Annotated in this window: 16 protein-coding genes and 1 pseudogene; 6 read left to right on the top strand and 11 right to left on the bottom strand. The window is 61.9% G+C overall.

Annotated elements, in window-relative coordinates; translation table 11 throughout:
• Positions 1-18: 18 nt before the first annotated feature.
• Positions 19-807 carry a helix-turn-helix domain-containing protein gene (locus C8K66_RS03290; protein WP_057004629.1) on the bottom strand — a complete coding sequence of 263 codons (789 nt, stop codon included), beginning with the start codon at positions 805-807 and terminating at the stop codon, positions 19-21.
• 83 nt (positions 808-890) lie between these two features.
• Between C8K66_RS03290 and C8K66_RS03285 the strand changes: the two genes are divergently transcribed.
• A complete protein-coding gene (locus tag C8K66_RS03285) occupies positions 891-1,196 on the top strand; it encodes a DUF2834 domain-containing protein (protein ID WP_017846441.1) in 306 nt (101 codons plus the stop codon).
• Positions 1,189-1,611, top strand: coding sequence for an MAPEG family protein (locus C8K66_RS03280; protein WP_108524235.1), 423 nt, complete (start codon positions 1,189-1,191; stop codon positions 1,609-1,611). Before C8K66_RS03285 ends, C8K66_RS03280 begins: the two co-directional genes overlap by 8 nt.
• An 83-nt stretch (positions 1,612-1,694) precedes the next feature.
• On the opposite strand, the gene C8K66_RS03275 is transcribed toward C8K66_RS03280, so the two are convergent.
• On the bottom strand, positions 1,695-2,906 hold the full coding sequence (locus tag C8K66_RS03275; protein ID WP_046383630.1) for an MFS transporter: 1,212 nt from the start codon (positions 2,904-2,906) through the stop codon (positions 1,695-1,697).
• Positions 2,907-2,989: 83 nt separating this feature from the next.
• On the opposite strand from C8K66_RS03275, the gene C8K66_RS03270 reads away from it, so the two are divergent.
• Positions 2,990-3,829, top strand: coding sequence for a helix-turn-helix domain-containing protein (locus C8K66_RS03270; RefSeq protein WP_017846438.1), 840 nt, complete (start codon positions 2,990-2,992; stop codon positions 3,827-3,829).
• An 18-nt stretch (positions 3,830-3,847) separates the two neighbouring features.
• Here C8K66_RS03270 and C8K66_RS03265 read toward each other — a convergent pair whose 3' ends face one another.
• From C8K66_RS03265 to C8K66_RS03245, 6 genes and pseudogenes are all read right to left on the bottom strand, one after another.
• Positions 3,848-6,424 (bottom strand): EAL domain-containing protein, encoded by a 2,577-nt coding sequence (locus C8K66_RS03265; protein WP_108524234.1) that lies wholly within the window; start codon positions 6,422-6,424, stop codon positions 3,848-3,850.
• Positions 6,425-6,577: 153 nt separating this feature from the next.
• Positions 6,578-7,678 (bottom strand): sel1 repeat family protein, encoded by a 1,101-nt coding sequence (locus C8K66_RS03260; RefSeq protein WP_108524233.1) that lies wholly within the window; start codon positions 7,676-7,678, stop codon positions 6,578-6,580.
• A 99-nt stretch (positions 7,679-7,777) separates the two neighbouring features.
• The gene (locus C8K66_RS03255) at positions 7,778-9,061 is read right to left on the bottom strand and encodes a sel1 repeat family protein (protein ID WP_108524232.1); all 1,284 of its coding nucleotides are present in this window, start codon (positions 9,059-9,061) and stop codon (positions 7,778-7,780) included.
• Complete coding sequence (locus C8K66_RS03250; protein ID WP_108524231.1) at positions 9,061-10,962, bottom strand: phosphatidylserine/phosphatidylglycerophosphate/cardiolipin synthase family protein; 1,902 nt, start codon at positions 10,960-10,962, stop codon at positions 9,061-9,063. The genes C8K66_RS03255 and C8K66_RS03250 overlap by 1 nt, the downstream gene beginning before the upstream one ends.
• On the bottom strand, positions 10,959-11,264 hold the full coding sequence (locus C8K66_RS31170) for a hypothetical protein (RefSeq protein ID WP_141123415.1): 306 nt from the start codon (positions 11,262-11,264) through the stop codon (positions 10,959-10,961). The genes C8K66_RS03250 and C8K66_RS31170 overlap by 4 nt, the downstream gene beginning before the upstream one ends.
• Positions 11,265-11,339: 75 nt before the next feature.
• Positions 11,340-13,667 (bottom strand): annotated as a pseudogene (locus C8K66_RS03245) (type VI secretion system Vgr family protein); the annotation flags it as partial.
• Between the two features lie 352 nt (positions 13,668-14,019).
• On the opposite strand from C8K66_RS03245, the gene C8K66_RS03240 reads away from it, so the two are divergent.
• Positions 14,020-15,423 carry an MFS transporter gene (locus tag C8K66_RS03240; protein ID WP_108524230.1) on the top strand — a complete coding sequence of 468 codons (1,404 nt, stop codon included), beginning with the start codon at positions 14,020-14,022 and terminating at the stop codon, positions 15,421-15,423.
• Positions 15,424-15,456: 33 nt separating this feature from the next.
• On the opposite strand, the gene C8K66_RS03235 is transcribed toward C8K66_RS03240, so the two are convergent.
• Together C8K66_RS03235 and C8K66_RS03230 are read right to left on the bottom strand one after the other, a co-directional pair.
• Positions 15,457-16,377 carry a bifunctional helix-turn-helix transcriptional regulator/GNAT family N-acetyltransferase gene (locus tag C8K66_RS03235; RefSeq protein WP_017846427.1) on the bottom strand — a complete coding sequence of 307 codons (921 nt, stop codon included), beginning with the start codon at positions 16,375-16,377 and terminating at the stop codon, positions 15,457-15,459.
• 70 nt (positions 16,378-16,447) lie between these two features.
• Positions 16,448-17,284: an alpha/beta fold hydrolase gene (locus tag C8K66_RS03230; protein WP_108524229.1), complete on the bottom strand. Its 837-nt coding sequence runs from the start codon at positions 17,282-17,284 to the stop codon at positions 16,448-16,450.
• 177 nt (positions 17,285-17,461) lie between these two features.
• Between C8K66_RS03230 and C8K66_RS03225 the strand changes: the two genes are divergently transcribed.
• Both C8K66_RS03225 and C8K66_RS03220 read left to right on the top strand, forming a co-directional pair.
• Positions 17,462-18,370, top strand: coding sequence for a LysR substrate-binding domain-containing protein (locus tag C8K66_RS03225; RefSeq protein ID WP_108524228.1), 909 nt, complete (start codon positions 17,462-17,464; stop codon positions 18,368-18,370).
• 94 nt (positions 18,371-18,464) lie between these two features.
• On the top strand, positions 18,465-18,944 hold the full coding sequence (locus C8K66_RS03220) for an ATP-binding protein (RefSeq protein WP_046383619.1): 480 nt from the start codon (positions 18,465-18,467) through the stop codon (positions 18,942-18,944).
• 81 nt (positions 18,945-19,025) lie between these two features.
• On the opposite strand, the gene C8K66_RS03215 is transcribed toward C8K66_RS03220, so the two are convergent.
• Positions 19,026-23,081: a bifunctional nitrate reductase/sulfite reductase flavoprotein subunit alpha gene (locus C8K66_RS03215; RefSeq protein WP_108524227.1), complete on the bottom strand. Its 4,056-nt coding sequence runs from the start codon at positions 23,079-23,081 to the stop codon at positions 19,026-19,028.
• Between the last annotated feature and the right edge of the window lie 107 nt (positions 23,082-23,188).

Here is a 23,188-nt window from a genome sequence, read left to right as displayed (position 1 = left end):
AGTCTACGGACAGATATTTCACAAAACCAGCGCCGCATAACCTTCGAAAGCGCTGCGCATGACCTGCCATGTGAAGTCGTCGGCGGGAATCAGATGCTCGATCCGCAGCGAGGTGAGGGTAATGTCCTGGGGCATGCCGAAGGTGGTGAAGGTCGATAGAAAGTTCAGCTCGCCCTGGGTCGAGCGCACGCGGGTCAACACCAGTGGCGGCATGTCGCTGGGCAGTTCGGTGTGGGCGGGCACCGGCAGGCTGGTCAGCAGCGCCGCCAACGATGGGTTGGTCAAGGCCTCGCGGGTTGCCCGTTGCCAGGCGAGGGTGCGGATCTCTTCGGCGTTGATCAGGTGATCGCCCAGGCCGCCCGATTGCAGCAGGGTGCTCAGCAGGTTCACGCCATCGGCGGCGCCCGGGTCGATCCCGACCAAGCCAAAGAGCACGGCAGTGCTGGTGTTGGCCGCCAGCACCTGCCACTCACTGCCGAGCAGAATCGCCGGGGCGGGGTTGTTGGCGTGCAGCACATGGCTGACCGCTTCGCGAATGGCCGCCATGGCCGGCGAGGCGAGGGGGGTGGCGGCATAACGCGGGGCAAAGCCGGCGGCGAGGAATACGCGGTTGCACTGGTCGAGGGGCACCTGCAGCGCGCTCAGCAGATTGTGCAGGGTGCCGGGGCTCGGCTTGGCGCGGCCGGTTTCCAGGCAACTGAGATGACGCTGCGAGACTCCGGTGATCAGGGCCAGGTCGAGCTGGCTCAACTGTGCCTGGCGGCGCAGCCGGCGCAAGTGTTCGCCGGCGGTAGCAGGATTGTCCATGGCGTGACCATGACCTCCGAGGTCATTGCGAGGGGCTGAACCTTATCACTATCGTGGGCCTCGATCACTTCAAGGAAGAGACCATGCACAGACCCTTTATCGCCCTGGCCGGTTTGCTCGGGTTTTCGCTGTATACGCTGATAACGATGCTGACCGCGGAGCAGTCGCTGCTGGCGTTTGGCCGGCAATTGCTGTCGCGCCCGGACACCGCGCAAGTGGTGATCGACCTGTACCTGATGGCGCTGCTGGCTTGTGTGTGGATGTACCGCGACGCCCGGCGGCGAGGGCGGTCGGTGGCGTCGGTGCTGCCTTACTGGGTGCTGACGGCGCTGTTCGTTTCGGTGGGGCCGCTGCTCTATATCGTCATCACGGGGTTGCGGGATGAATGAGCTATTGCGTGTCTATGCACTGTGCGTGTTGATGCTGTGCCTGAAGATGCTGGCGATTTCCTGCTATCAGGGCTTCTTCCGCATGCGCGCGCGGGCGTTCACTAATCCCGAAGATGCGGCTTTCTTCAACCGTGCGCCGCAGCCAGACGAACTGCCGCAAGTCGGCCGTGCCGCCAGGGCGTGGGCCAATGACCTGGAGAACATTCCGCTGTTTTTTGTCCTCGGCGGGCTGTGTGTCGTGGCGGGCACCGCTTCGGTAGCCACGGGAGTGCTGTTCGGGGTTTTTACCCTGGCGCGGGTGGCACACACGCTCATGTACCTGATGGAGTGCCAGCCCTGGCGCACGCTGGCCTATGGGGTGGGCGTGGCGTGTCTGATCGGGTTGGGCGCGATGCTCGTGTTGAAAATGATATGAAGGGCACCGGCGTCCTCAAGCGCTAGCTGTAGGCGCCGGCCCCGTGCGATCGAGCCGCCGGATGCCCCGGCAGGCTCAACCGATCAAACGCCTTTGGTCGACGGCAACAGAATCGTCAGAACCCCCAGCAACGGCAGGAACGAGCACAGCGTGTAGACGTACTCGATGCCATGGCTGTCCGCGAGCAACCCCAGCAATGCCGCGCCGATACCGCTGAAGCCGAACATCAGGCCAAAGAACACGCCGGCGATCATCCCGACATTGCCCGGCACCAGCTCCTGGGCGAATACGACGATGGCGGAGAACGCCGACGCCAGGATGAAACCGATCACCACGCTGAGCATCGCGGTCCAGAACAGGTCGACATAGGGCAGGGCCAGGGTGAACGGCGCCGCGCCGAGGATGGAGAACCAGATGACGGTCTTGCGTCCGATCCGGTCGCCGATCGGCCCACCAAAGAAGGTGCCCGCGGCCACCGCGCCGAGGAACAGGAACAGGTAAAGCTGGGAACTGGCGACCGACAGGTTGAATTTCTCGATCAGATAGAAGGTGAAATAGCTGGTCAGGCTGGACATGTAGAAGTACTTGGAAAACACCAGCAAGGCCAGCACCACCAAGGCAAAGGTCACGCGGCCTTTCGACAGGCCGTGGGTGGCTTTGCTGCCTTGCTTGAGCTTGAACAAATTGAGGTGGTTGCGGTACCAGCGGCTCAAGCCATACAGCACCAGGATCGCGAACACCGCAAACAGGCCGAACCAGGCGATATGCCCCTGGCCGTAGGGAATGACGATCGCCGCCGCCAGCAGTGGGCCGAACGCGCTGCCAGCGTTGCCGCCGACCTGGAAGGTCGATTGCGCCAGGCCGTAGCGCCCGCCGGAAGCCAGGCGGGCCACCCGCGACGTTTCCGGGTGGAAGGTCGACGAGCCGACGCCGATCAGCGCCGACGCCAGCAGGATCGCCGGGAACGTGCCGACAAACGCCAGCATCAGGATGCCGATCAAAGTACACACCATGCCCGCCGGCAACAGCCAGGGTTTGGGGTGGCGGTCGGTGTGGTAGCCGATCCACGGTTGCAGCAGGGAGGCGGTCAGTTGGAAGGTCAGGGTGATCAGGCCGACCTGGGTGAAGCTCAGCCCGTAGTTGGCCTTGAGCATTGGGTAGATCGAGGGCAGCACGGCCTGGATCAGGTCATTGATCAAATGCGCCAGGGCGCAGGCGCCGAGGACGCGCATGACCAAGGGGCTGACTTGGGGCGGGCTGGAGGTGGCAGCGGGAGACGCGGTCAAGGTCGACATGCAGGCATTCCATACAAGGCAGTGAACGACGGGGACGGGCAGCGATGATTTAAACCGCCGCTCCATGGATGAACTCGGCGTTTATGCTAGATTTGTCGAAAACGCCTGTCTCGCGAAATTCGGGCAGCAAACATCGCAAAAGAGGCGAAGCCATCAAAACACTGGATAAATTTCTGCGGGATATCGATGAGGGCGAGTGGGCCGTCATCAGCTCGGCCACCGACTATCCGGAGAGCTGGGTGATTCCCGACCATAGCCACGAGAAGCATCAACTGCTGTACGCCACCGAAGGCGTGATGGTGGTGCATTCGGCGCAGAATCAGTGGACGGTGCCACCCAATCGCGGCTTCTGGATGCCCAGTGGGCATGTGCATTCGCTGCGCTGCGTCGGGGCGTTGAAAATGCGCAGTGTGTTCGTGCGCCCCGCGAGTTTTCCGAACCTGCCGAGCGAAACCAAGGCCGTCAGCATTTCACCGCTGCTCAGCGAACTGATCAAGGCATCGGTCAGCTTGAAGCCGCCGTATGCCGAGGATTCGCGCGACGCGCGGATCATGCACCTGATCCTCGACGAACTGGCGCTATTGCCGGCCTTGCCGTTGTCCTTGCCCCAGCCTGCAGACCCGCGCATCCGCCGGATTTGCCTGGCGTTGCAGGACGACCCGGGCGATGCCTCGACCGTGGCGGATTGGAGCGAGCGCCTGGGCCTGGACCAGACCACCATCCAGCGCCTGTTCCGCCGGGAAACCGGCCTGACCTTCGGCCAGTGGCGCCAGCAAGCGCGGTTGCTGCTGGCGCTGGAGCGCATAGCCGTGGGCGAGAAGATCATCGATGTGGCATTTGAGCTGGGCTATGAAAGCCCGAGCGCCTTTACCAGTATGTTCAAGAAACAGTTTGGCAAGACGCCGAGTCATTTCTTCCGCTAGCGCAAGGCCTGTCGAGCGCTAACACGGCGGGGTGCTCGCGCACACGTCCAGCAGGCCGTTGAAGGCGTCGATGTCCAGCGGTCGGCTGAGGAAGTAGCCTTGGCCTTCGTCACAGGCCACTGCCTTGAGCAGTGCCAGGTGTTCGGCGGTTTCGATTCCTTCCGCGGTGACTGTCAGCGACAGGGCGCGTCCCAGGCCGACAATCGCCTGCACAATGGCCTTGTCATCGGCGCTGTCCTCCAGCCGGTTCAAGAAACTGCGGTCGATTTTCAACCCGTCGAACGGGAACGCGCGCAAATAGCTCAGGGAGGAATAGCCGGTGCCGAAGTCGTCCATGGCGATGCGGATACCCAGGTGCTTGAGGGTGTGCATGACTTCAAGCGCGCCGACGGCATCTTCAAGCATCACGCTCTCGGTGATTTCCAGCTCCATGCGCGTTGGCTCGATGCCGGACTTATTCAGGGCGTACCGCACGCGCTCCACCAGGTTGCCGCGCTTGAATTCGGTGGGTGACAGGTTTACCGACACAAACAGCTCATCCGGCCACTGCGCGGCGCACGCGCAGGCGGTTTCCAGCACCCAGTCGCTCAGCGAGAGGATCAACCCCGATTCCTCGGCAATCGGAATGAACGTGTCCGGTGCGATCAGGCCACGCTCCGGGTGTTGCCAGCGCACCAGCGCTTCGGCGCCGACCATTTGCCCGTCGCTGATGCGGTAGCGCGGTTGAAAGTGCAGACGCAGCTCTGCGTGCTTGATCGCAAACCGCAGGTCGCTTTCCAGGCGGCGCCGTTCGATGATCCGCGCGTTCATTTCGCCGGAGTAAAAACGCCAGGTATTGCGCCCGGCGGCCTTGGCTTCGTACAAGGCAATATCGGCGTAGCGCAACAACTCGGTGACGCCGTTGGCATCATTGGGCGCGAGGGCGATGCCGATACTCGCGCTGATGAACACGTCCTGCTCGTCGACCCTGATCACCCGCTCGACGGACTCGATCAAGCGCCGGCACAGGGCTTCGACTTCGTCCTGGGCGCCGGCATCGATCAGGATCAGTACAAATTCATCGCCGCCGACCCGAGCGACCAGGTCACCGTGACGCACGCAATCAGAGAGGCGGCTCGATACCTCATTGAGCACCCGGTCGCCGGCGGCATGCCCGAGCAAGTCATTGACCGGTTTGAACCGATCCAGGTCCAGGCTGAGCATGACCAAAGGGTGGGTGAGGGTGGGCAAGGCTTTGAGTTTACCGTCCAGAAACGCTTGCAGGCGCGTGCGATTGGGCAGCCCGGTGAGGGCGTCGTGCTGGGACAGGAACTCGATGCGGCGACGCGCCTCGACTTCTTCGGTGACGTCGGTGGCCGTGCCGCGAAACCCGCCGCAGGGCATCTCGCGCGCCGACAGCCGGGTGGTGCGCTCCCGTCCCCGGGCGTCGACGTAGCGACACTGCAGGCTGATATCCGCGAGCCGCCCGGGCGTGGTCAGCCACTGAGAAAGGGCGCCGGCATCGGTGTCCAGCAGGTCGTACAGCGTGGCGCCGATCCAGGCCTGGCGGTCCAGGCCGGTGACGCTTTCGAAGCGCTCCGACAGGTAGGTGAAACGCCACTCGCCGTCGATTTCCCAGACCCAGTCCGAACTGGCTTCCACCACATCGCGAAAGCGTGCTTCGCTGGTGGCCAGCGCGTTTTGACTGTCTTGCAGCGAGGTGTGGCTGTTGTCGAGGGCCTGGGCGTCCGCCGTGGTGCGGCGCACAATCAGCCAGGTCATCAGGCACACCAGCAACGCCGCCAGGCCCAGCAGCGGCAAACCGACAGCCATCAAACGCATACCGGGCCGCTCGGGGTGCCAGTGCAGGCTGCCGGCGGCACCGTTCTCACCAAGGGAGAACAACAAGGTCTTGCCGATTTCATCGGGTGTGGCGATGTGCAGGTGATCGACGCCAAAATCGTTGCCGATTTCGGTCAGCTTGGCGCTGTCGAGGATGTTGATGAAGAGCAATACCGAGGCTTTCCGGTCATCGGCGATCACGCTGGGGTCAGTGCCGGGCGTTATTGCCGCTGCCGCCACCAGCGTGGGGTTGCCGCGCACGTTAATGAACGTCGTGACCGGTGTGTCCGTCGCGGCGCCTGCGCGCGCTTGTTCGAGTAGCGCCGCGACGGGCTGGTCGAGCCATTCGGTCAGCTCAATCGGTTGCAGCTTGCCCTCGACCAACGCGTATACCGTGCGGTCCAGGTCGTTGACGACAAACACGCCTTGGAAACCGAAATCATGAAACAGCGTGGGCCCGACGTTTTCGCGGGTATAGGCCCAATCCGTGTCCACGGAAACGTGCAGGTGTTTGTAGGCATCGCCCCAGAATGCGTAATCCTTGACGGTCAGGCGCTGGGATTTTTCCAGGGACTGCACCGCCTTGCGCGTGTAGAAGGCGCTTTCGCTGTCTTCGAATCGGTTCAGTTCCTGGGCGAGGTACACCAGCGAATAGCTGGCCGCCGCAAACACACAGGCGAGCAGCACCACGCACTGGAACAACGACGTGCGCGCCATCGACAGGCTGGTGCGTTGGGAAAGGTTACGAATGATCGGGGCGAAGGTATTTGGCATTGATTCCCGCAGGGCGTCGCCGCTTGTCAGGGTGATGACAGGCTATCGGCAGCCTTACGCAGAAAATGAGCGTTTGAGGCGCGGCGCGCCCATTCTCCCGGTACCTGGCTCAAGTGTGGGCGGGTGCCCTTAGTTGATTCGAGGCATGGAACCTCATCCCAACAGCCGCCATTCGATGTTTTGCTCATTGACTGTGATGATGTCGGGCGGCAAAAAACGCGGCTTAACGGCCGCGGGTCTGCCGGTTGTCGGTTCAAGAAGTTTGGCTTTGGCCAATTGCTGGATCAGTGCTTCGCTGGGCTTTTCTGGTGGGACGTTGGCCAGGCGTGCTTCCAGCCATTGCAGTTTGCCGTCCCAGGTGGGGAGTTTGGCGGGAGGTAAGGGGAGGATGTCGTTGATTTCGGGGACTTTGGGGGCGGCATAGGAGTAGTTTGCGAGAATTCGCCAGATTTTTTCATAGCGTTCGGCGCGCTCCAAGTCTTCCTGTTGACCAATGTAGTACAACTGGTCATCAGGCTGAGGGCCACGAAAGCCTTTGCCCAAACGAGAGGCCGAACTTTCGTCGCCGGCAGCCACCCCCATCTGTAACACTTCGAGTGCCTGCTGGAAGAGCCCCATATTTTTTAGGTTGATGCCGAGGGCGCCAGCTGCATCACCGTGCCCCTGCTCAGCGGCACAGCGCCGCATTTGTCGAGCAATGTCAGGGGCGATATTAATGGGTGCCAGCTTGTCGCCTACAAAGGCTTGGGCCAGGGCACTCCCCTGATCAGAAGCCTTGCGGAAGTAGCGCAGAGCCATTTCCGGGTCTTGTTTTAGCCCAGCCGAACCGCTTTTCAGAAAGAGGCCGATAAAGTAGTACCCCGTCGCCACATTCGCGTCGATCAGTTGCTGGCTCAGGCGCAGATGCTCATCCCCTCTGAGCTTGAACTTTCCACGCATGGTCCCGTTCTGCAAGTTGATATTGGCCTTGTAGTGACCGTTCTCAGCGGCAATTCGATACAGTCGTTCAATCTCGGCATCAACGGTCTCGTCCTGCTTTAGCTGGTTATTTTTCTGCAACCAGCGGGCGTACTGGAATAGAACGTCGGTTCCGGCCGACGGTTGGGGAATGGTCTCGTGTACGCAGGTAAAGGTCAGTTTTTCCTTAGCCTCGGCGATCGGGTTCATGGGAAGGTCCTGGTTCAGGTCAGTAAGGGCATCGCCGTTATTACAGGCGGCCAACAGCAGGCTTGATAGCAGAAGCAATCGGCGCATCAATCGAGTTCCTTCACGATCTTTCCACCCTAATAATGTCGACGCGACCGATAGAGCCGTACCGCCGCCGGTTGTCTTGTCGCCGACGCGAAAGATGCCTCACCCCAACAGCCGCCATTCGATGCTTTCCTCATTGACTGTGATGATGTCGGGCAGCAAAAAACGCGGCTTGTGACTCTCAACCTGCAGGGTGGGCATGATCTCGTTCTTCTCGAAACGGCGGATCACGCCATCGTTGAACCGCGCGTAAACATCGCGACTCAGGCTGAATGCCCGCCAATAGCCAGTCTGGGGGCAGGCCTGGCCGCTGGAACAGGTCGGTTCGGGGTAGCTGGCCTTGATGAACGCGGGGGAGTCGGGCGTGGGTCTGCCGGTTGCAGGCTCAAGGAGTTTGGCTTTGGCCAACTGCTGGATCAGCGCTTCGCTGGGCTTTTTTGGCGGAACATTAGCCAGGCGTGCTTCCAGCCATTGCAGTTTGCCGTCCCAGGTGGGGAGTTTGGCGGGAGGTAAGGGGAGGATGTCGTTGATTTCGGGGACTTTGGGGTTGGCGTAGGAGTAGTTTGCGAGAATTCGCCAGATTTTTTCATAGCGCTCGGCGCGCTCAAGGTCCTCCTGCTGGCCGAGGTAGTCCAATTTATCGGAGGGAGGAGGACCACGGAAGCCATCTTCCAACCAACCCGCAGAGGTTTCATCACCCGCCATCACGCCCAATTGAAATGCCTCAAGTGCCTCCTGGTACTGATCATTGCTTTGAAGGTTTACGCCCAGAGCGCCAGCGGCCTTACCATTGCCCTGTTCTGCTGCACAGCGGCGCATTTGCCGAGCAACGTCCGGCGCGATGTCAATCGGCGCCAGTATGTCCCCCACTTCGTATTGGGCTTGCGCGCTGCCCTGATCGGCGGCCTTACGAAAGTAACGCAATGACATGGCCGTATCCTGCTTCAGCCCAGCCGAGCCGCTTTTCAGAAAGAGGCCGATAAAGTAGTACCCCGTCGCCACATTCACGTCGATCAGTTGCTGACTCAGGCGCAGGTGTTCGTCGCCACTGAGCGTGAAGTGGCCGCGCATGGTGCCGTTTTGCAGGTTGATGTTGGCTTTGTAATGGCCATTCTCGGCAGCAATCCGGTACAGGCGCTCGATCTCGGCGTCGACGCTTTTGTCCTGCTTGAGCAGGTTGTTTTTCTGGAGCCAGCGAGCGTATTGGAACAGCTCATCGGCCTCGGCGGACGGCGAAGGAATTTGCTCGTGTACACAGGTAAAGGCCAGCTTAGCTTTGATCTCGGTCAGTGGGTTCACGAAAGTGTCCTGGGTCGGGTGAGTAGGGGCGCTGCCGTTATCGCAGGCGGCCAGCAGCAGGCTTGTCAGCAATAGGAATCCGCGCATCAGTCGAGGTCCTGAAGGGTCTTTTCGTCGTAGTAAAACTCGACGATCGGAGCGTATGGCGTCAGTTTTTGCGATTGGCGATCTTTGTTCTTATTGATGATCTTCTGCCAAGCCTTGAATGCTTTCGCGACATCATCCTGCCCCCCCCTCCCATCCGTATGCAGATCCCACAACCGTCGCCGCAACGCCCGCGTCACACTCATCCACTCATGCGCAATGTTCAGCTCGCTATCCACCTGCATGCTGCGCGTGTTGATATTCGCCGAGCCGTGGGTGGTGAACACGTCATTGACGATCATCAGCTTGGAATGGATGTACACCGGCATCCACTGCTGCCCCGCCGGCGAATCAGGCGCGACCAGTGAGCACACGTGGATTTTCAGGCCTGGGCGCGACTCTGGTTCAAGCGTGCTTTGCTCAATCGCCGCGATCTGGGCTTTGAGAGCTATCTGTCGAGACGCATTGTTTCTGGCGGCGTCCCGTTGGGCTTCACGGGCCTTATCGCTTATCTCGCCACCCCCCAGTGCGTCGGTCAGGCTGGTCAACGTGAGCAAGGCTTGTCGCTCAAGCAGTTCAGCCAAGGTCGGCGTCTGCGCGTTGGCTTGGGCTTTGGCCTGTTCAATGCGCTGCAACTTGGTGATTTCAGGAATGGTATCGCCGCGTCCGAGGCTTTCGAGCATGCGCTGGGTGTTCAAGCTCCCCGGCCCCACGCCGTCTGGGCTGGCATTGGTGATTACAAACAGGTGTAAATTTCCATGCAGGCCCGGATCACGCCCAGCGCCGGTTTGGACTTCGGCCGCCGCTTTGATGGCCTCGGCCAATGGCGGCCAGCGAAAGTACTGGTTCTCGATGTAGATGAATTGGGTCGCGTTGTTGACCGCCTTCAGGTAGATCTTTTCGATATCGCGCTTGCCGTCTTGTGCCTGGGTACGCACGATTTGGGCCAGCTGGCGGGTGACGCCGGGGGCGCATTGCAGTTGGGGGGCCACCGCCATCGCTTTGCGCGATGCGAGCAGGTCTTCACCGGTTTCCTTGCGCCAGGCAGTGGCGAAGTTATGGTGCAGGTGCTCTAGAATCGGCCCGCTGATCTGGCTGGAAATATCCTGGCGTGGTGTGTTGCCACGCGGCCCGCTATTGGGTGCAGGCTTGCTGCCCTCGGTGCGGTTCAGTGCTGAGTGCTTGTCGGTGTCCCAGTACTCGTCGAGCATGTTGTGGCCCATGACAAAACCAACGGCGCGGCCTGTCTGTTCATAGTCGATCAGGACGGTCTTCTGATGGTGGGTCGCAGTGCTGGCCAGCACGCCCAACGTGCTGAGGCTGAGCTGTGGGTCGAGGCTTTTGTATTTGGCCTGATAGGCAATTTCAGCCCGTTCATACATGCTGAAACCGCGGCCGACAAACACCGGCACATTACGAGCCACTCGGATCGCGGGCGCTAAGTGATCGGCGAATGCACATCGGGAAAACCATTTCCGATCTTCGGTATATTGGTCAGCGGTGGAGCTCTGCATCGCCCGATCCTTGATACGAAGCGGTCCTTTACCGGGAAGGTTGGCCTCGCCCCCTGCGCCCGCAGCATTGAACGGCATCTCCCAACCGAGCACCCGAACCTCGATCCCTTTCCCGGCTTTGGTCATCAGCAGTTCGCCAATGCTTGGGGCACTGCCATCGCGGATAAAGTACATCGACGGTTGAAACCCCCAGCAGATGATGTCGATGGTTTTAGTGGCTTGGGCGATAGCCAGATGCACGGCCTCGAAGGCTTCTTCACCGTTGATCAGCGGCTTATAGGTGGCTTTCGCAGGAGGGTACTCGGTGTTCGGCACGTACCAGGGCGCGGAGCAGGTCACCTGCTGTGTGTGTTGCAGGGCGACGGGGGCGACGATATCGGGTTCAGTCATGAAGTTTTCCCTTCCTGGTCATTGATCACGGCGGCATACAGGGCACGGTGATCCGTGTGCGATGTGGGTTGGCTCACCTCGGTGTCGGCTCGCGAGAGGTGGTTGTGCATGCCGCCATTGGCCAGGTGTGCTTGTTCGGCATTGCGATAGTCAGTAGGCACCGGGATCTGGTAGCTCACCCCGTTGGCTAACACCATTCGGTACTGCTGCGTCACGACCGCGTGGTCGATCGACACTTGCCCGGACTTGTCCAATACGCCGTGATTGAGCACTGCACCATCGGCGTAGAGCGTGTAGGGCATGCCTGCCCAGCCTTGATCAGGGGCATTGGGGGTTTGCGGCACGTTGAACCGCAACGCTTGTTTGAACAGGCTTTGTGGGTACTCCGGATCTGCGGCTTTCTGGCTGGCTGGACCGAGGGCTTCGAAGTACGCCGATTTGATCAGGTAGTCGCCCAGGGTCCCTGACTCGATGCTGCTCGCATCGAGGGTGATGTAGCTGCCGCCGGCATTCAGGGTGATTTTCTGCTTCGCGACGATACGGATTTCATCTTAGCTGCTGATGATCTCCAAACCATGGCGGGCCATCAGTTGCAGCGCGTCGTTTTGTGCCTGGATCTTTACCGGGCCCTGGTTGGCGATCAATTGGATGCCCAGCTTGCGCACGAACAGGCTTACCCCTTGTCCCACGCCGATGAACAGGCGCTTGACCACACTGATATCCGCCTCGGCTCCGGCGTTGATCATCAGGTTGTCCTGAGCGGCCAATTGCAGGTGCTGGCCGCTGGTTACGGCAACGCCTTGGGGGGCGCTGAGCAATACGACCGAGGCCTTGAGTTGATCGAGCTGGTCTCGCATCAATTTCAGTTGCGCTTGCACATCCGCTGGACCTGCGTTGGCGGCCTGGGCATCGGTCGATAATCCTTCCAACTGGTCACTCGCCTGTTGCAACCGGCCCAGCGCGGCGCTCATTTCCAGCATGTGTCCCTGAGCCTTGGGTTGCGCGTCGGCACTGATCAAGATCCCACTGCCGGCACGAATGGCGGCATGCCCATCAGTCCGCAACTCCGCGCCCTGGCCTCGCGGTTGGCGCTTGGCATCAACCAAATGCCCCAGGTTGAGCTGGCTCTTACCACTGTGCTCAGTACTGAGCTTCACGTGTTCTTGCCCCCGCGTGTCGTCCATGCGCAATTTGTTATTGGCGGGGGTGCGCAAGACGTTGCGTTTGTAGTTGCGCAAGGTCACATGGTCAGGATGCTGGCTGTCGTGCAGGGCATGGGCGATGTAGGGCCGGTCGGGGTCGCCTTGTTCAAAGGCGATCGCCACTTCGGTGCCGGGGATCAACGGCAGGTGCAAGCCGTGGGTGTCGCCGGCGTAGGGCCTGGCCAGGCGCAGCCAGAGGCTTTCTTCGCCGGGTTTCCAGGTGTCGCGGTCGAACAGGAAATTGACCTTGTAGCGGCCTTCGATGTCGATGTGGCCGTAGGGGGCGTGCTCCTGCGGGCTGGTGACGCGGGCCGGGACGGTGCCGGCGATCCGAGGTTTTGGCGGCAGTGCTGGGCGAAAGCACACGGTTTCCGAGTAGGGAATGGCTTCAAAGTTGATTTCAAAACTGCGATCGCGGGCGGCGTGGGTGGTCAGTTGCGTGATCACCGCGCCGGGAGCAAAGGCTTGCGGCGCGCCGCCGGAGATGTTCAGGACCTGGCCGGGCGCCAGGGCGGCGCTACTGCTGACGCCGCTGAGTCGGGTCTGGCCGTTGAGGTAACGCTCGTGACGCAGGCGAGCATAGAAGTAGCCACTTTCGCTTTGCAGGTCTTCGTCATGGGCGTATCGGTCGCCCATCCCCGTGTACGCTTCGGCGTAGTGATAAGCCTCGCCGTAGGTACCGCTGGCGCCACGCGTTTGGTCGATCTCGCCATTCAGGTGAGCGTTGGCCACGCGGTGATGGTAGGTGCGGATGTTGACGCGTTTTTCCACTACGTGGTGGCTCGATTGCAGGCCCCACGTGCTGTCTTTTCCGCCGCTGCTGAGCCCGGATTGCGGGCGGTAGGCCAGCTCGACATCGAACGTGTAATGACGCTGGTCGTCGTGAAATTCCACCACGTCGATGTTCAACCGCTCATCGTGGGTGAAGCGATACCAGATGCCCACATCGGCCAATAAGCGCGAGATAAAGGCCAGGTCGCTTTCGCCATATTGCATGACCTGCTCGCGCCTGGGGTATTCGCGCACCAGCTTGAAGAGGAAGTCCTGGCCTTCAAAGTCGTGGCGGCTGCGCAGGATGCTTTCGACGATCTGCGGGACAGATTGGTGTTGATAAATGCGGAACTGGCGGCCTCGCCCAAGCAGGGCCAGGCGCGGTTGCAGAGTGATTTCGTAGCGGGCTTCATCAACGGAGCCGGACAGGCGTTTGAAGCCGGTGACCACGCCGTGCAAGACACGCAGCGGTTCGCTCGAGGGCACGCTCAGGCCGCGAAAGGGCGGAGGCTGCGGCGCCCCGTACAGACTGAAGCAGGCGTTTTGGCCGAGCATCTTTTCAGCGGCAATGTCGCCGTCGGTGCTGGTGAATTCCACAGCATAGTTGAATGGTTGGCTCAGGCCTTCTGTGCCCTCGAAGGCCAGGACGTCGAGCGGCTCGTCAACATCGCGGACAGTGAGCGTGTGCCGACGATGGTCGAAGAAAACGCTCGGTAATACGCTGGAAGCCATTCCTTTTACTCCTAGGCGCGAAAGCCCGAAGAGTAAAGATTTGGTCTCGGTGATTAATGTCGGAAGATTCGCCTTTACGAGACAGCCACTTCCTGAACGTGTTTTTGCGCTCCCGCTCACACAGGGAATGCGGCGTGCTCGACGATGTCCTCAGTGAGGCGCCGAACTTGGCGATTTGGCGTGTCATCCTACAACCATGGTTTTCATGGTCAGCGCTGTATCCGCAGAATACCCAGATAAACGGCAATCTTTCAGATTGACAGCGCAGAGGGCGCCGGCTATAAAAGTCACAGTTGTACGACGACATATGACGTTACATATGTCTTATCTAACAAAAATAAAAAGTGATGCCATGAACTTGAACGAGCCCATCAACGCCCATCGCGTGGGCCAAGCGGTAGGCAACTATCGCTGGACCATCTGCGCGATGCTGTTCTTCGCCACCACCGTCAACTACCTCGACCGCCAGGTGCTCAGCCTGTTGGCGCCACAGTTGTCCACGCAATTTGGCTGGAGCAACACCGATTACGCGAACATTGCGGCGGTGTTCCAGTTTGTCTATGCGATTTCCATGCTGTTCGCCGGGCGGTTTGTCGACAAGATCGGCACCAAGGCGGCCTATGTCGTGGCAATCGGCATCTGGTCCACCGGCGCCATCATGCATGCGTTCGCGGTGCCGATGGGCGAGGGGATCGCGGCCGTGAGCGGCGCGATTGGCCTGGCGGTGATTCCGGTGTCGATCGCGGGCTTTATGCTGGCCCGTGCGGTGCTGGCGATCGGCGAGGCGGGCAACTTCCCGATTGCGATCAAGGCCACCGCCGAGTATTTCCCCAAGAAAGAACGCTCGCTGGCCACCGGTATTTTCAACTCGGGCGCCAACGTCGGCGCGATCCTGGCGCCGATCTGTGTGCCGCTGATCGCCGGGGTGTGGGGCTGGGAAGCGGCGTTCATGATCATCGGCATGCTCGGCTTCATCTGGGTCGCGGTGTGGGCCGCGCTGTATGAAAAGCCCGATCAGCAAAAACGCCTGTCGGCCGAGGAACTGGCCTACATCCGCAGCGATCAGACGGTCCAGCCGTTCACCGCGCAGGCTGCAGGCGCGGCGTCGCAAAAAGTCTCATGGTTCAAGCTGCTGACCTATCGCCAGACCTGGGCCTTTGCCTTCGGCAAGTTCATGACTGACGGCGTGTGGTGGTTTTTCCTGTTCTGGCTGCCGACTTACCTGTCGGCGCAGTACGGCATGAAAGGCGCCGATATCGTCATGCCGCTGGCGGTGCTGTACAGCATGACCATGGTCGGCAGCATCGGCGGCGGCTGGTTCCCCAGCTACTTCATGGCGCGTGGTGATGCGCCCTACGACGGCCGCATGAAAGCCATGTTGGTCATCGCGCTGTTTCCGCTGGTGGTGCTGCTGGCGCAACCGTTGGGCTACATCAGCTTCTGGGTGCCGGTGTTGCTGATCGGCGTGGGAGCGTCGGCGCACCAGGCGTGGTCGTGCAATATCTTCACTACCGTGTCCGACATGTTCCCGCAGAAAACCGTGGCCTCGGTGGTCGGTATCGGCGGCATGGCCGGTGGCCTGGGCGGGGTGGTGATGACCAAGGTCGGCGGCTGGGTGTTCGATTATTACAAGTCCATCGGCGATATCCACACCGGCTACATGATCATGTTCGCGATCTGTGCGCTGGCGTACCTGGTGGCCTGGAGCGTGATGAAGACGCTCGTGCCGCGCCACAAGGAAATCACCGATCTGTAAACCAGGCGGGGCTTGAGTCGTGCCAGCCCCGCATCACAACGCACGCGCCCAGGTCTGGCTGACCAATGGCTTGCCGAAACTGAGGGTGGGCTCTTCTTCAACCAGCTCAAAACCGGCTTTCTGGTAGAGCCTGCGTGCGTCGGTGAGGGCGCTCATGGTCCACAGCATCATGCGCGTGTACCCGGCATGTCGGGCAAAGCGCAGGCATTCGTCCACCAGGCGCTGGCCGATGCCCAGGCCCCGCGCACTCGCGTCGACGTAGAGCATGCGCAACTTAGCGGTGCTGTCGTCATGGCGCACGACGAACACTGAGCCTACCACCGCGCCGTCTTTCTCCGCGATCCAGCAGCGCTCACGGGTCGGGTCGAACTCGCGCAGGTACTTGGCGACAATCTCCGCCACCAACGCTTCGAACTCCCAATTCCATTGGTATTCTCGCGCATACAGTGCCGATTGCTGCTGCACCACCAGGCCCATATCGCCAGGTTGGGGGTCGCGCAACACGTAGTTCGGCGTGCTGCCTTGCAGCAACGTCTGAATGCGCTGCATGGCTGCGGTCAATTGCTGTTGTTGCGGCTCGGGCAAGGCACTCAATAAGGCCATGACTTCTTGCTGGGTTTTCTCTTCCAGCGGAGCCAGGACTGACCGGCCGAGGTCGCTGAGGTGCAGTTGCACCGCGCGCGCATCGGTGATCGAGCGGACTTTCTGGATCAAGCCCTTCTTCTCTAGCCCGCTGATCAACCGGCTCAAATAACCCGCGTCGAGACTGAGCATCTGACACAAGTCGGCGCTGGTCAGGTCGCCACGCGAGGACAGTTCGTACATCACCCGGATTTCGGTGAGGGAGAAGTCGCTTTGCAGCAGGTGTTCCTGCAGCACGCCGATCTGGTGCGTATAGAAACGGTTGAAGCCGCGCACGATACCGGCGCGCTGCACAAGCAGGGGAGTGGACATGATGTGCGCTCTAATAGTTGCCTTGGGCAATTATATTGTTGCCTTAGGCAATTATGTCAATATGTTTAATTCAGCCGAACAGCACCTTCATCAGCGCGGCAACGATGGCTTCCGGTGCGTCTTCCTGCACCAGATGCCCCGCGTGCGGGACGCGAATGCAGGTCGGCTCCGCCAGCCGGCTCGCGAGTGCATCGCCTTGCGCCACGGCGAGCCACTGATCTTCCTCGCCCCACAGCAGCGTCACCGGGCAGCGGATCTCGGCGAGTCGCTGTTCGATCGCGTCGGTGTAGCGTTGATCCATCTGTGCGATCTGTCGATAAAAGGCCATCTGACCTGTTTCGCCGGTCCACGGTGCGACATAGGTTTGCAGCACCTCGGCCGGCAGTGGCTTGAAGGCGGCACCTTGGATGTAGGCGTGCACAATTGCCTCGTGGATATATGCCGGTGCTTCGCTGAACGCCGATTCGTGCAGACGCACGTGCTGGATCAATGGGGAGCCCCAGGGCGCCATCGCGACGGGATCGACCAAGGTCAGGCTGGCGTAGTTGCAGCCATCCAGCAGATGGGCGCGCAGCGCCGTGGCACCGCCGAAGTCGTGGGCGAGCACGTGCGGGCGGTCCAGTTGCCAGTGCTTGAGCAGCGCCGTGAGCAGGGTGTTTTGCATGCCGAGGGAGACGTCCTGGCCGGAGGCTTTTTCCGACTGGCCGTAGCCGAGCAGGTCGTAATAGAACACGCGACACCGTTGGGCGAACAACGGCGCAATACGCCGCCAGACCTGGGACGAGAAGGGCGTGCCGTGAACCATCACCAGCGCCGGTCCCGCCGTGCCGATGTGCCCCCAGCGCACGGCCTGGCCGTGGAAATCAAAGGTGTCGGGTAATGCAATGGCGTCACGCGCGATGGTCATCGATGAGTCTCCTGTGAGGATGATGCGAACGGTTATGAACACGCCGCCCGACACCGGCAAATATTGAGGAGTGCGCGGCGGTCATCAGGCTTATCCATGAGGCCGTGCCTGCATGGTGCATAACCCCGATGCTGTGCTACAAACGAGTTCTCGGCCCTGAACGCATAACTTCAGATTATGAATATGTTCGGCAAGACCTTACCGCCGCTCGCCAGCTTGTTGCCCTTCGAGGCGGCGGCGCGCCTGGAGAGTTTCTCCAGGGCCGCCGATGAGCTGCACATCACCCAGGCCGCCGTCAGTCGGCAGATCCGCGGGCTTGAGGACAACGTCGGGGTGAAGCTGTTCTGCCGGCGCAATCGCGCGGTGTTTCTCACGCAAGAGGGGCGTGAACTGGCGCAGGTGGTCAGCCAGGCACTGCTCAGCATCAGCGAGAAGGCCACTGCTCTGCGTGCGACGCCCCAGCGCAACCGTGTGGTCCTGCTCTGTCAGTTATGCGAAGCGTTTTACTGGCTGATGCCGCGCCTGTCGACCTTCCACCAGCAATACCCGGCCATCGAAATCCAAGTGGTGACGTCCACCCGGCCACTCGCCGAATTCAATGACCACTTCGATGTGGCCCTGCAAAGCACGCGGCGCGCCAGCGGGCCGCATGCGTTGATGTTCTCTGCCGCCGACGAGGTGTTCCCGGTGTGCAGCCCGGCCTACCTGAGTGCGGAACGACCGCTGCACCTCAGCGAGCTGCAGCCCTGTACGTTTTTGCACCACAGCTCCGAGCCGCCCCATTTGATGGAGTGGGACAGCTGGTTGCAGGTGTTCGGTCAGACGCTGGCCAGCGACGCGCGCAGCGCCACGTTCGACAGCTACCCGCTGATGCTCCAGGCCGCTGTCGAAGGGCATGGGATCGCCCTGGGCTGGCGGCGCACCGCGAGCCGGCTGATTGAAAGCGGGGCGCTGGTAAGGCCGTGTGTCGAGAGCGTGCATTTACCGCAGGCGCTCTCGGTCTACCGACAGCAGGGCGGCGGCAACCACCCCGAGGTGATGGCGCTGTTGGCCTGGCTTGAGGCGCAGTTGCAGAATGAGGGCTGACGGGAGCGAAACCGCTTGCGCCAACCATGTGGCAATGTAAGCGTTCTACGCGTATTTCAAACATCCTTCGACAGCGAAAACGGAGCCTTTCCTTATGCCCACCCTGCACCTGCTGTGCGGCAAGATCGCCTCGGGCAAGTCGACGCTTGCCAAGGCGCTCGTCAGTGAACACGCCGCCATCTTGCTCAGCGAAGACCTGTGGCTGGCACAACTCTATCCCGGTGAAATACTCGCGGTGGCCGATTACGTGCGCTGCGCCCAACGCATTCGCGGGGTCCTGGGGCCGCTGGTGATCGATCTGCTGCAGTCGGGCGTCAACGTGGTGCTGGACTTCCCGGCGAACACCCTGGCCAGTCGCGAGTGGTTGCGTGGCCTGGCCCAGGCCGCACAGGTGGAACATCGCCTGCACTATCTGGAGCTGGATGACGACACCTGCCGCAGCCGCCTGCATGCTCGCAATGCCCAGGGTGAGCATGACTTTGCCGCGACCGATGCCGAGTTCGAACTGATCACCCGCCACTTCTGTGTGCCGAGTGAGGACGAGGGCTTGGTCATTGAGGTCCATCGCCCATGAGCATGGAATGGCCAGCGGGATTTCAGCGCCGAGGTCATCGGTCACGCCGACACTGAAGTGGCGTGACCGTTCTGTCACGGCTCAGTAGACATCGCGCAAGTAACGCTTCTGCTCACTCATCCGCCGCCAGTAATCGACGGCGCTCTCGACGCCCAGCCCGCCGTGGCGATGGGCAACCTGGCGCAGGGCCTGGTCGACATCCTTGGCCATGTGGCTGGCATCCCCGCAGATATACAACTGCGCGCCTTCCTGCAGCCAGCGCCACAGCTCGGCGCCGTGTTCGCGGATGCGATCCTGCACGTAGATCTTCTGCGCCTGGTCGCGGGAAAACGCCAGGCTCAGGTGGCTGAGCAAACCGTCGCGCTGCATGCCCTGCAGTTCATCCTGGTAGTAAAAATCGCTCGCCGCATGTTGCTCACCGAAAAACAGCCAGTTGCGGCCCTGATGCCCCAGGGCCCGACGTTCCTGCAAAAACGCGCGGAAGGGCGCCACGCCGGTGCCGGGGCCGATCATGATGATCGGCACATCGCCGTCGGCGGGAAGCCGGAAGTGCTTGGAGGGCTGCACGAACACCGGCACTTCGCCGTTGCCGGCACGGTCGGCGAGGAAGGTGGACGACACCCCCTTGCGCTTGCCGTAGCGCACGGCCGCCACGGTGAGGTGGACTTCACGCGGGTACGCCTTGGCGCTGGACGCGATCGAATACAAGCGCGGTTGCAGGCGCTTGAGCGTGCCGAGCAGTTCGTCCGCCGAGCAGTCGACGGGGTATTCGTGCAGCACGTCCGCCAGTTGCCGGCCCCACAGCCAGTCTTTCAGTTCGGCTTTGCGCTCAGGTTCGAGCAGGTGTTTCAGGCCTGGCTTGGCGCTGCGTGCGGCAATGAAGGCCAGGGTCTCGCTGTTGGGCCGGGCAATTTCAAAGTGCTCGGTCAGGGCCTGGTGCAGCGGCACGTCGCCGAGTCTGTCGATGTTTACGCAGGTACTGGAACCCAGGCGCGTCAGCTCGAGCAACTCGCTGACCAGTTCCGGGCAGTTGCGTGGCATCACTCCCAGGGCGTCGCCGGCTTCGTAGGTCAGCGCGGAGTCCGCCAGGTCCAGGGAGAACTGGCGGGTTTCCTTGTGCGGGCTTTGCTGGTTCAGGTGCAGGTTGAGCAGCAACCGTGACGCATGAGGCTTGGGTTTGCCGCTCGGCGTGGCGAGCGCGACGGGCGTTGCCGGGTTGAGGGTGTGTAGGAACTGTGTGAACCAGGCATCGGCGCGCTCTTCGAATTCGGTATCGCAGTCGACGCGCTCCAGCAAGCGCGTGGCGCCCAATTCGAGCAGGCGCCGGTCGAGTTGTTTGCCGTGCTGGCAGAACTGGTCGTAGTTGGGATCGCCCAACGCCAGTACCGCGAAGCGCAGCGACTCCAGGCGGGTTTCGGCGAGGGTCAGGCTGTGCCAGAAACCTTCGCCGTTGTCCGGCGGGTCGCCGTCGCCGAAGGTGCTGCTGATCAGCGCGAGGTTCTGCGTGTGCGCCAGTTTGCTCGCGGGGAAGTCCGCCATCGCGCTCAGCTCCACCGCGATGCCGCCGGCGCGCAGGCGTTGGGCAAAGCGCTCGGCCAAGGCTTCGGCGTTGCCGGTTTGCGAGGCCCACAGCAAGGTGACGGCCGGGGTGTCGGCAGCGGGCGCCGGTGCCACGGCGCTGGCCTCGGTGCGGCTGAACAAGCCGCCCAACAGGCCGTCCAGCCACAGCCGCGCGTCCCTGGCCACGGGCGCATTCGCCGGCAGTGTCGGAACACCGCTGGCCTGGCGCGCAGCACTGGATTGCAGGCCACTGAGAAAACCGGCGAGGTAGGTACGCTCATTGTCGCTCAATGACGGCGACGGCAGGTTGCGGATGCCGACCAGGTCGGCGAAGGCGTCGAGGCGCGACATGGCGAGTTCCTCTGTTAAGGGGGAAACGGGGTGGGCGGCCGGTGCCGATACATCGAGGAACTGGTGCTCGATCAGCTCGACCCGTTGCAGGGCGACCGCACAGAACTTGAACTCGGGCTGCAACGAAATCGGGTCGACCGCGTCATGGGTCACGGCGTTGATCGCCAGGTTGTCGCCGAACACATCGTTCCAGTGAAACGGCGCAAAACAGTTGCCCGCCCGCACACGGTCGCTGATCACCGCAGGCAGCACGGCGCGGCCGCGTCGTGAGCGCACCTCGACCGGGTCTTTGTGCTTGATGCCCAGGCTGGCGGCGTCGTCGGGGTGGATTTCCACGAAAGGGCCGGGGTTGAGTTTGTTCAGCGTGGCGACCTTGCCGGTCTTGGTCAGGGTGTGCCACTGGTGTTGCAGGCGGCCGGTGTTGAGCACGAACGGGAACGCTTCATCGGGCATTTCCGCCGGGGACAGGTGCGGGCGCGGGAAAAACCGGGCTTTGCCGTGTTCGGTGGCGAAAACGATCGTCGGCTGGCGGCCGTCGGCGTCGGTCTTGAGGGGCTGGTTGATGCCGTTGTTCAAGTAGCGGATCGGGTTGCGCTCTGCGGCCTCAATCGACGCGCACGGCCATTGCAGCGGTCGTTCGCGCAGGCGCGCATGGCTGGCGCCGCGAATGTCGTAGCCGGTGGCGGGGTTCCAGGCGCGCTTGATCTCGTCGAACACCTCGGCGGCGGACGCATAGGTGAAGGCGTCGGCGAAGCCCATTTCGCACGCGACCCTGGCGATGATCTGCCAGTCGGCCAGCGACTCGCCGGGTGGCTCCACGGCTTTTTGCATCAGGGTCAGGTTGCGCTCGGAGTTGATCATCACCCCTTCGGCTTCGGCCCACAGCGCGCCGGGCAAGAGGATGTCGGCGTAGCGATTGGTCTCGGTATCGAGGAACGCATCCTGGGTGATCACCAGTTCGGCGCTTTGCAGCGCTTCGATCACGGTCTGGCGATTGGGCGCGCTGGCCACCGGATTGGTGCAGATGATCCAGCAGGCTTTGATCTGCCCGGCCGCCATTTGTTCGAACATGCCCACGGTGCCACTGCCGGCCTGGCGCGGCAGGCTGTCGGCGGGCAGGTTCCACAGTGCTTCGATAAATGCGCGGTCGGCGTCGACCAGCACCGAGCGCTGCCCAGGCAGGCCGGGGCCCATGTAGCCCATTTCACGACCGCCCATGGCGTTGGGTTGCCCGGTCAGGGAGAACGGCCCGCTGCCGGGGCGGCAGATCGCGCCGGTGGCCAGGTGCAGGTTGCACAGCGCGTTGGTGTTCCAGGTGCCGTGGGTGCTTTGGTTGAGGCCCATGGTCCAGCAGCTCATCCACTCGGCGGCCTGGCCGATCCAGTCGGCGGCTTGGCGGATGTCGGCTTCGGCCAGGCCGGTCAGTTCGGCGACCCGCTGCGGCGGGTAGTCTTCCAGAAAGCCGGGCATGGCCTCCCAGCCTTCGGTGAACGCGGCGATAAAGGCCGGGTCGGTGTGCCCGTTTTTCACCAGCAGGTGCAGCAAACCGTTGAGCAGCGCGAGGTCGGTGCCCGGTTTGATCGGCAGGAACAGGTTGGCCTTGTCGGCCGTGGCGCTGCGCCGCGGGTCGACCACGATCAGTCTGGCGCCGGCCTTGACCCGGTCCATCATGCGCAGGAACAGGATCGGGTGACAGTCGGCCATGTTGGCGCCGATCACGAAGAACAGGTCGGCGCGGTCGAAGTCTTCATACGAGCCGGGCGGCCCGTCGGCACCGAGGGAGAGTTTGTAGCCGCTGCCGGCGCTGGCCATGCACAGGCGTGAGTTGGATTCGATATGCGCGGTCCGCACAAAGCCCTTGGCCAATTTGTTGATCAGGTACTGGGCTTCCAGCGACATCTGCCCGGACACGTAGAACGCCAGGGCGTCCGGGCCATCGCGGTCGAGGATTGCGCGCAAGCGGCCGGCGGTCTCGCTGATGGCCTTGTCCATGCCGATCCGCACCGGGTCATGCTCCCGCGCCTGGCGCAGGTAGGCGTTTTCCATGCGGCCGGACTCGGCGATGGCTTGCCCGCAGGTGGTGCCTTTGGTGCAGAGCCGGCCGGCGTTGGTGGGGTGGGCCTTGTCGCCGATCACCTTGACCACGCGGTTGTGCTCGACCTGCATGACGATGCCGCAGCCCACGCCACAATAAGGACACACGCTGCGTACACTTTGGTTTGCCATCGGTAACCCTCGGATCATTTCTGCCGCCCATAAAAAAACGCCCTGCAACCCTCCGTTGGAAACGGGGATTACACGGCGCCTTTGTCGTGAGTGGCAGTCTGCGTTGA

The organism is Pseudomonas sp. GV105 (assembly GCF_003058185.1).
Classification (GTDB): domain Bacteria; phylum Pseudomonadota; class Gammaproteobacteria; order Pseudomonadales; family Pseudomonadaceae; genus Aquipseudomonas; species Aquipseudomonas veronii.
Note: the sequence above shows the minus strand (reverse complement) of the source record. Positions and strands in the feature narration are given on the sequence as shown.

Coding starts and splice junctions, on each gene's coding strand:
- C8K66_RS03290 (WP_057004629.1), bottom strand. CDS start 807: ATGGACAATCCTGCTACCGCCGGCGAACACTTGCGCCGGCTGCGCCGC.
- C8K66_RS03285 (WP_017846441.1), top strand. CDS start 891: ATGCACAGACCCTTTATCGCCCTGGCCGGTTTGCTCGGGTTTTCGCTG.
- C8K66_RS03280 (WP_108524235.1), top strand. CDS start 1,189: ATGAATGAGCTATTGCGTGTCTATGCACTGTGCGTGTTGATGCTGTGC.
- C8K66_RS03275 (WP_046383630.1), bottom strand. CDS start 2,906: ATGTCGACCTTGACCGCGTCTCCCGCTGCCACCTCCAGCCCGCCCCAA.
- C8K66_RS03270 (WP_017846438.1), top strand. CDS start 2,990: ATGCTAGATTTGTCGAAAACGCCTGTCTCGCGAAATTCGGGCAGCAAA.
- C8K66_RS03265 (WP_108524234.1), bottom strand. CDS start 6,424: ATGCCAAATACCTTCGCCCCGATCATTCGTAACCTTTCCCAACGCACC.
- C8K66_RS03260 (WP_108524233.1), bottom strand. CDS start 7,678: ATGCGCCGATTGCTTCTGCTATCAAGCCTGCTGTTGGCCGCCTGTAAT.
- C8K66_RS03255 (WP_108524232.1), bottom strand. CDS start 9,061: ATGCGCGGATTCCTATTGCTGACAAGCCTGCTGCTGGCCGCCTGCGAT.
- C8K66_RS03250 (WP_108524231.1), bottom strand. CDS start 10,962: ATGACTGAACCCGATATCGTCGCCCCCGTCGCCCTGCAACACACACAG.
- C8K66_RS31170 (WP_141123415.1), bottom strand. CDS start 11,264: ATGCCCTACACGCTCTACGCCGATGGTGCAGTGCTCAATCACGGCGTA.
- C8K66_RS03240 (WP_108524230.1), top strand. CDS start 14,020: ATGAACTTGAACGAGCCCATCAACGCCCATCGCGTGGGCCAAGCGGTA.
- C8K66_RS03235 (WP_017846427.1), bottom strand. CDS start 16,377: ATGTCCACTCCCCTGCTTGTGCAGCGCGCCGGTATCGTGCGCGGCTTC.
- C8K66_RS03230 (WP_108524229.1), bottom strand. CDS start 17,284: ATGACCATCGCGCGTGACGCCATTGCATTACCCGACACCTTTGATTTC.
- C8K66_RS03225 (WP_108524228.1), top strand. CDS start 17,462: ATGAATATGTTCGGCAAGACCTTACCGCCGCTCGCCAGCTTGTTGCCC.
- C8K66_RS03220 (WP_046383619.1), top strand. CDS start 18,465: ATGCCCACCCTGCACCTGCTGTGCGGCAAGATCGCCTCGGGCAAGTCG.
- C8K66_RS03215 (WP_108524227.1), bottom strand. CDS start 23,081: ATGGCAAACCAAAGTGTACGCAGCGTGTGTCCTTATTGTGGCGTGGGC.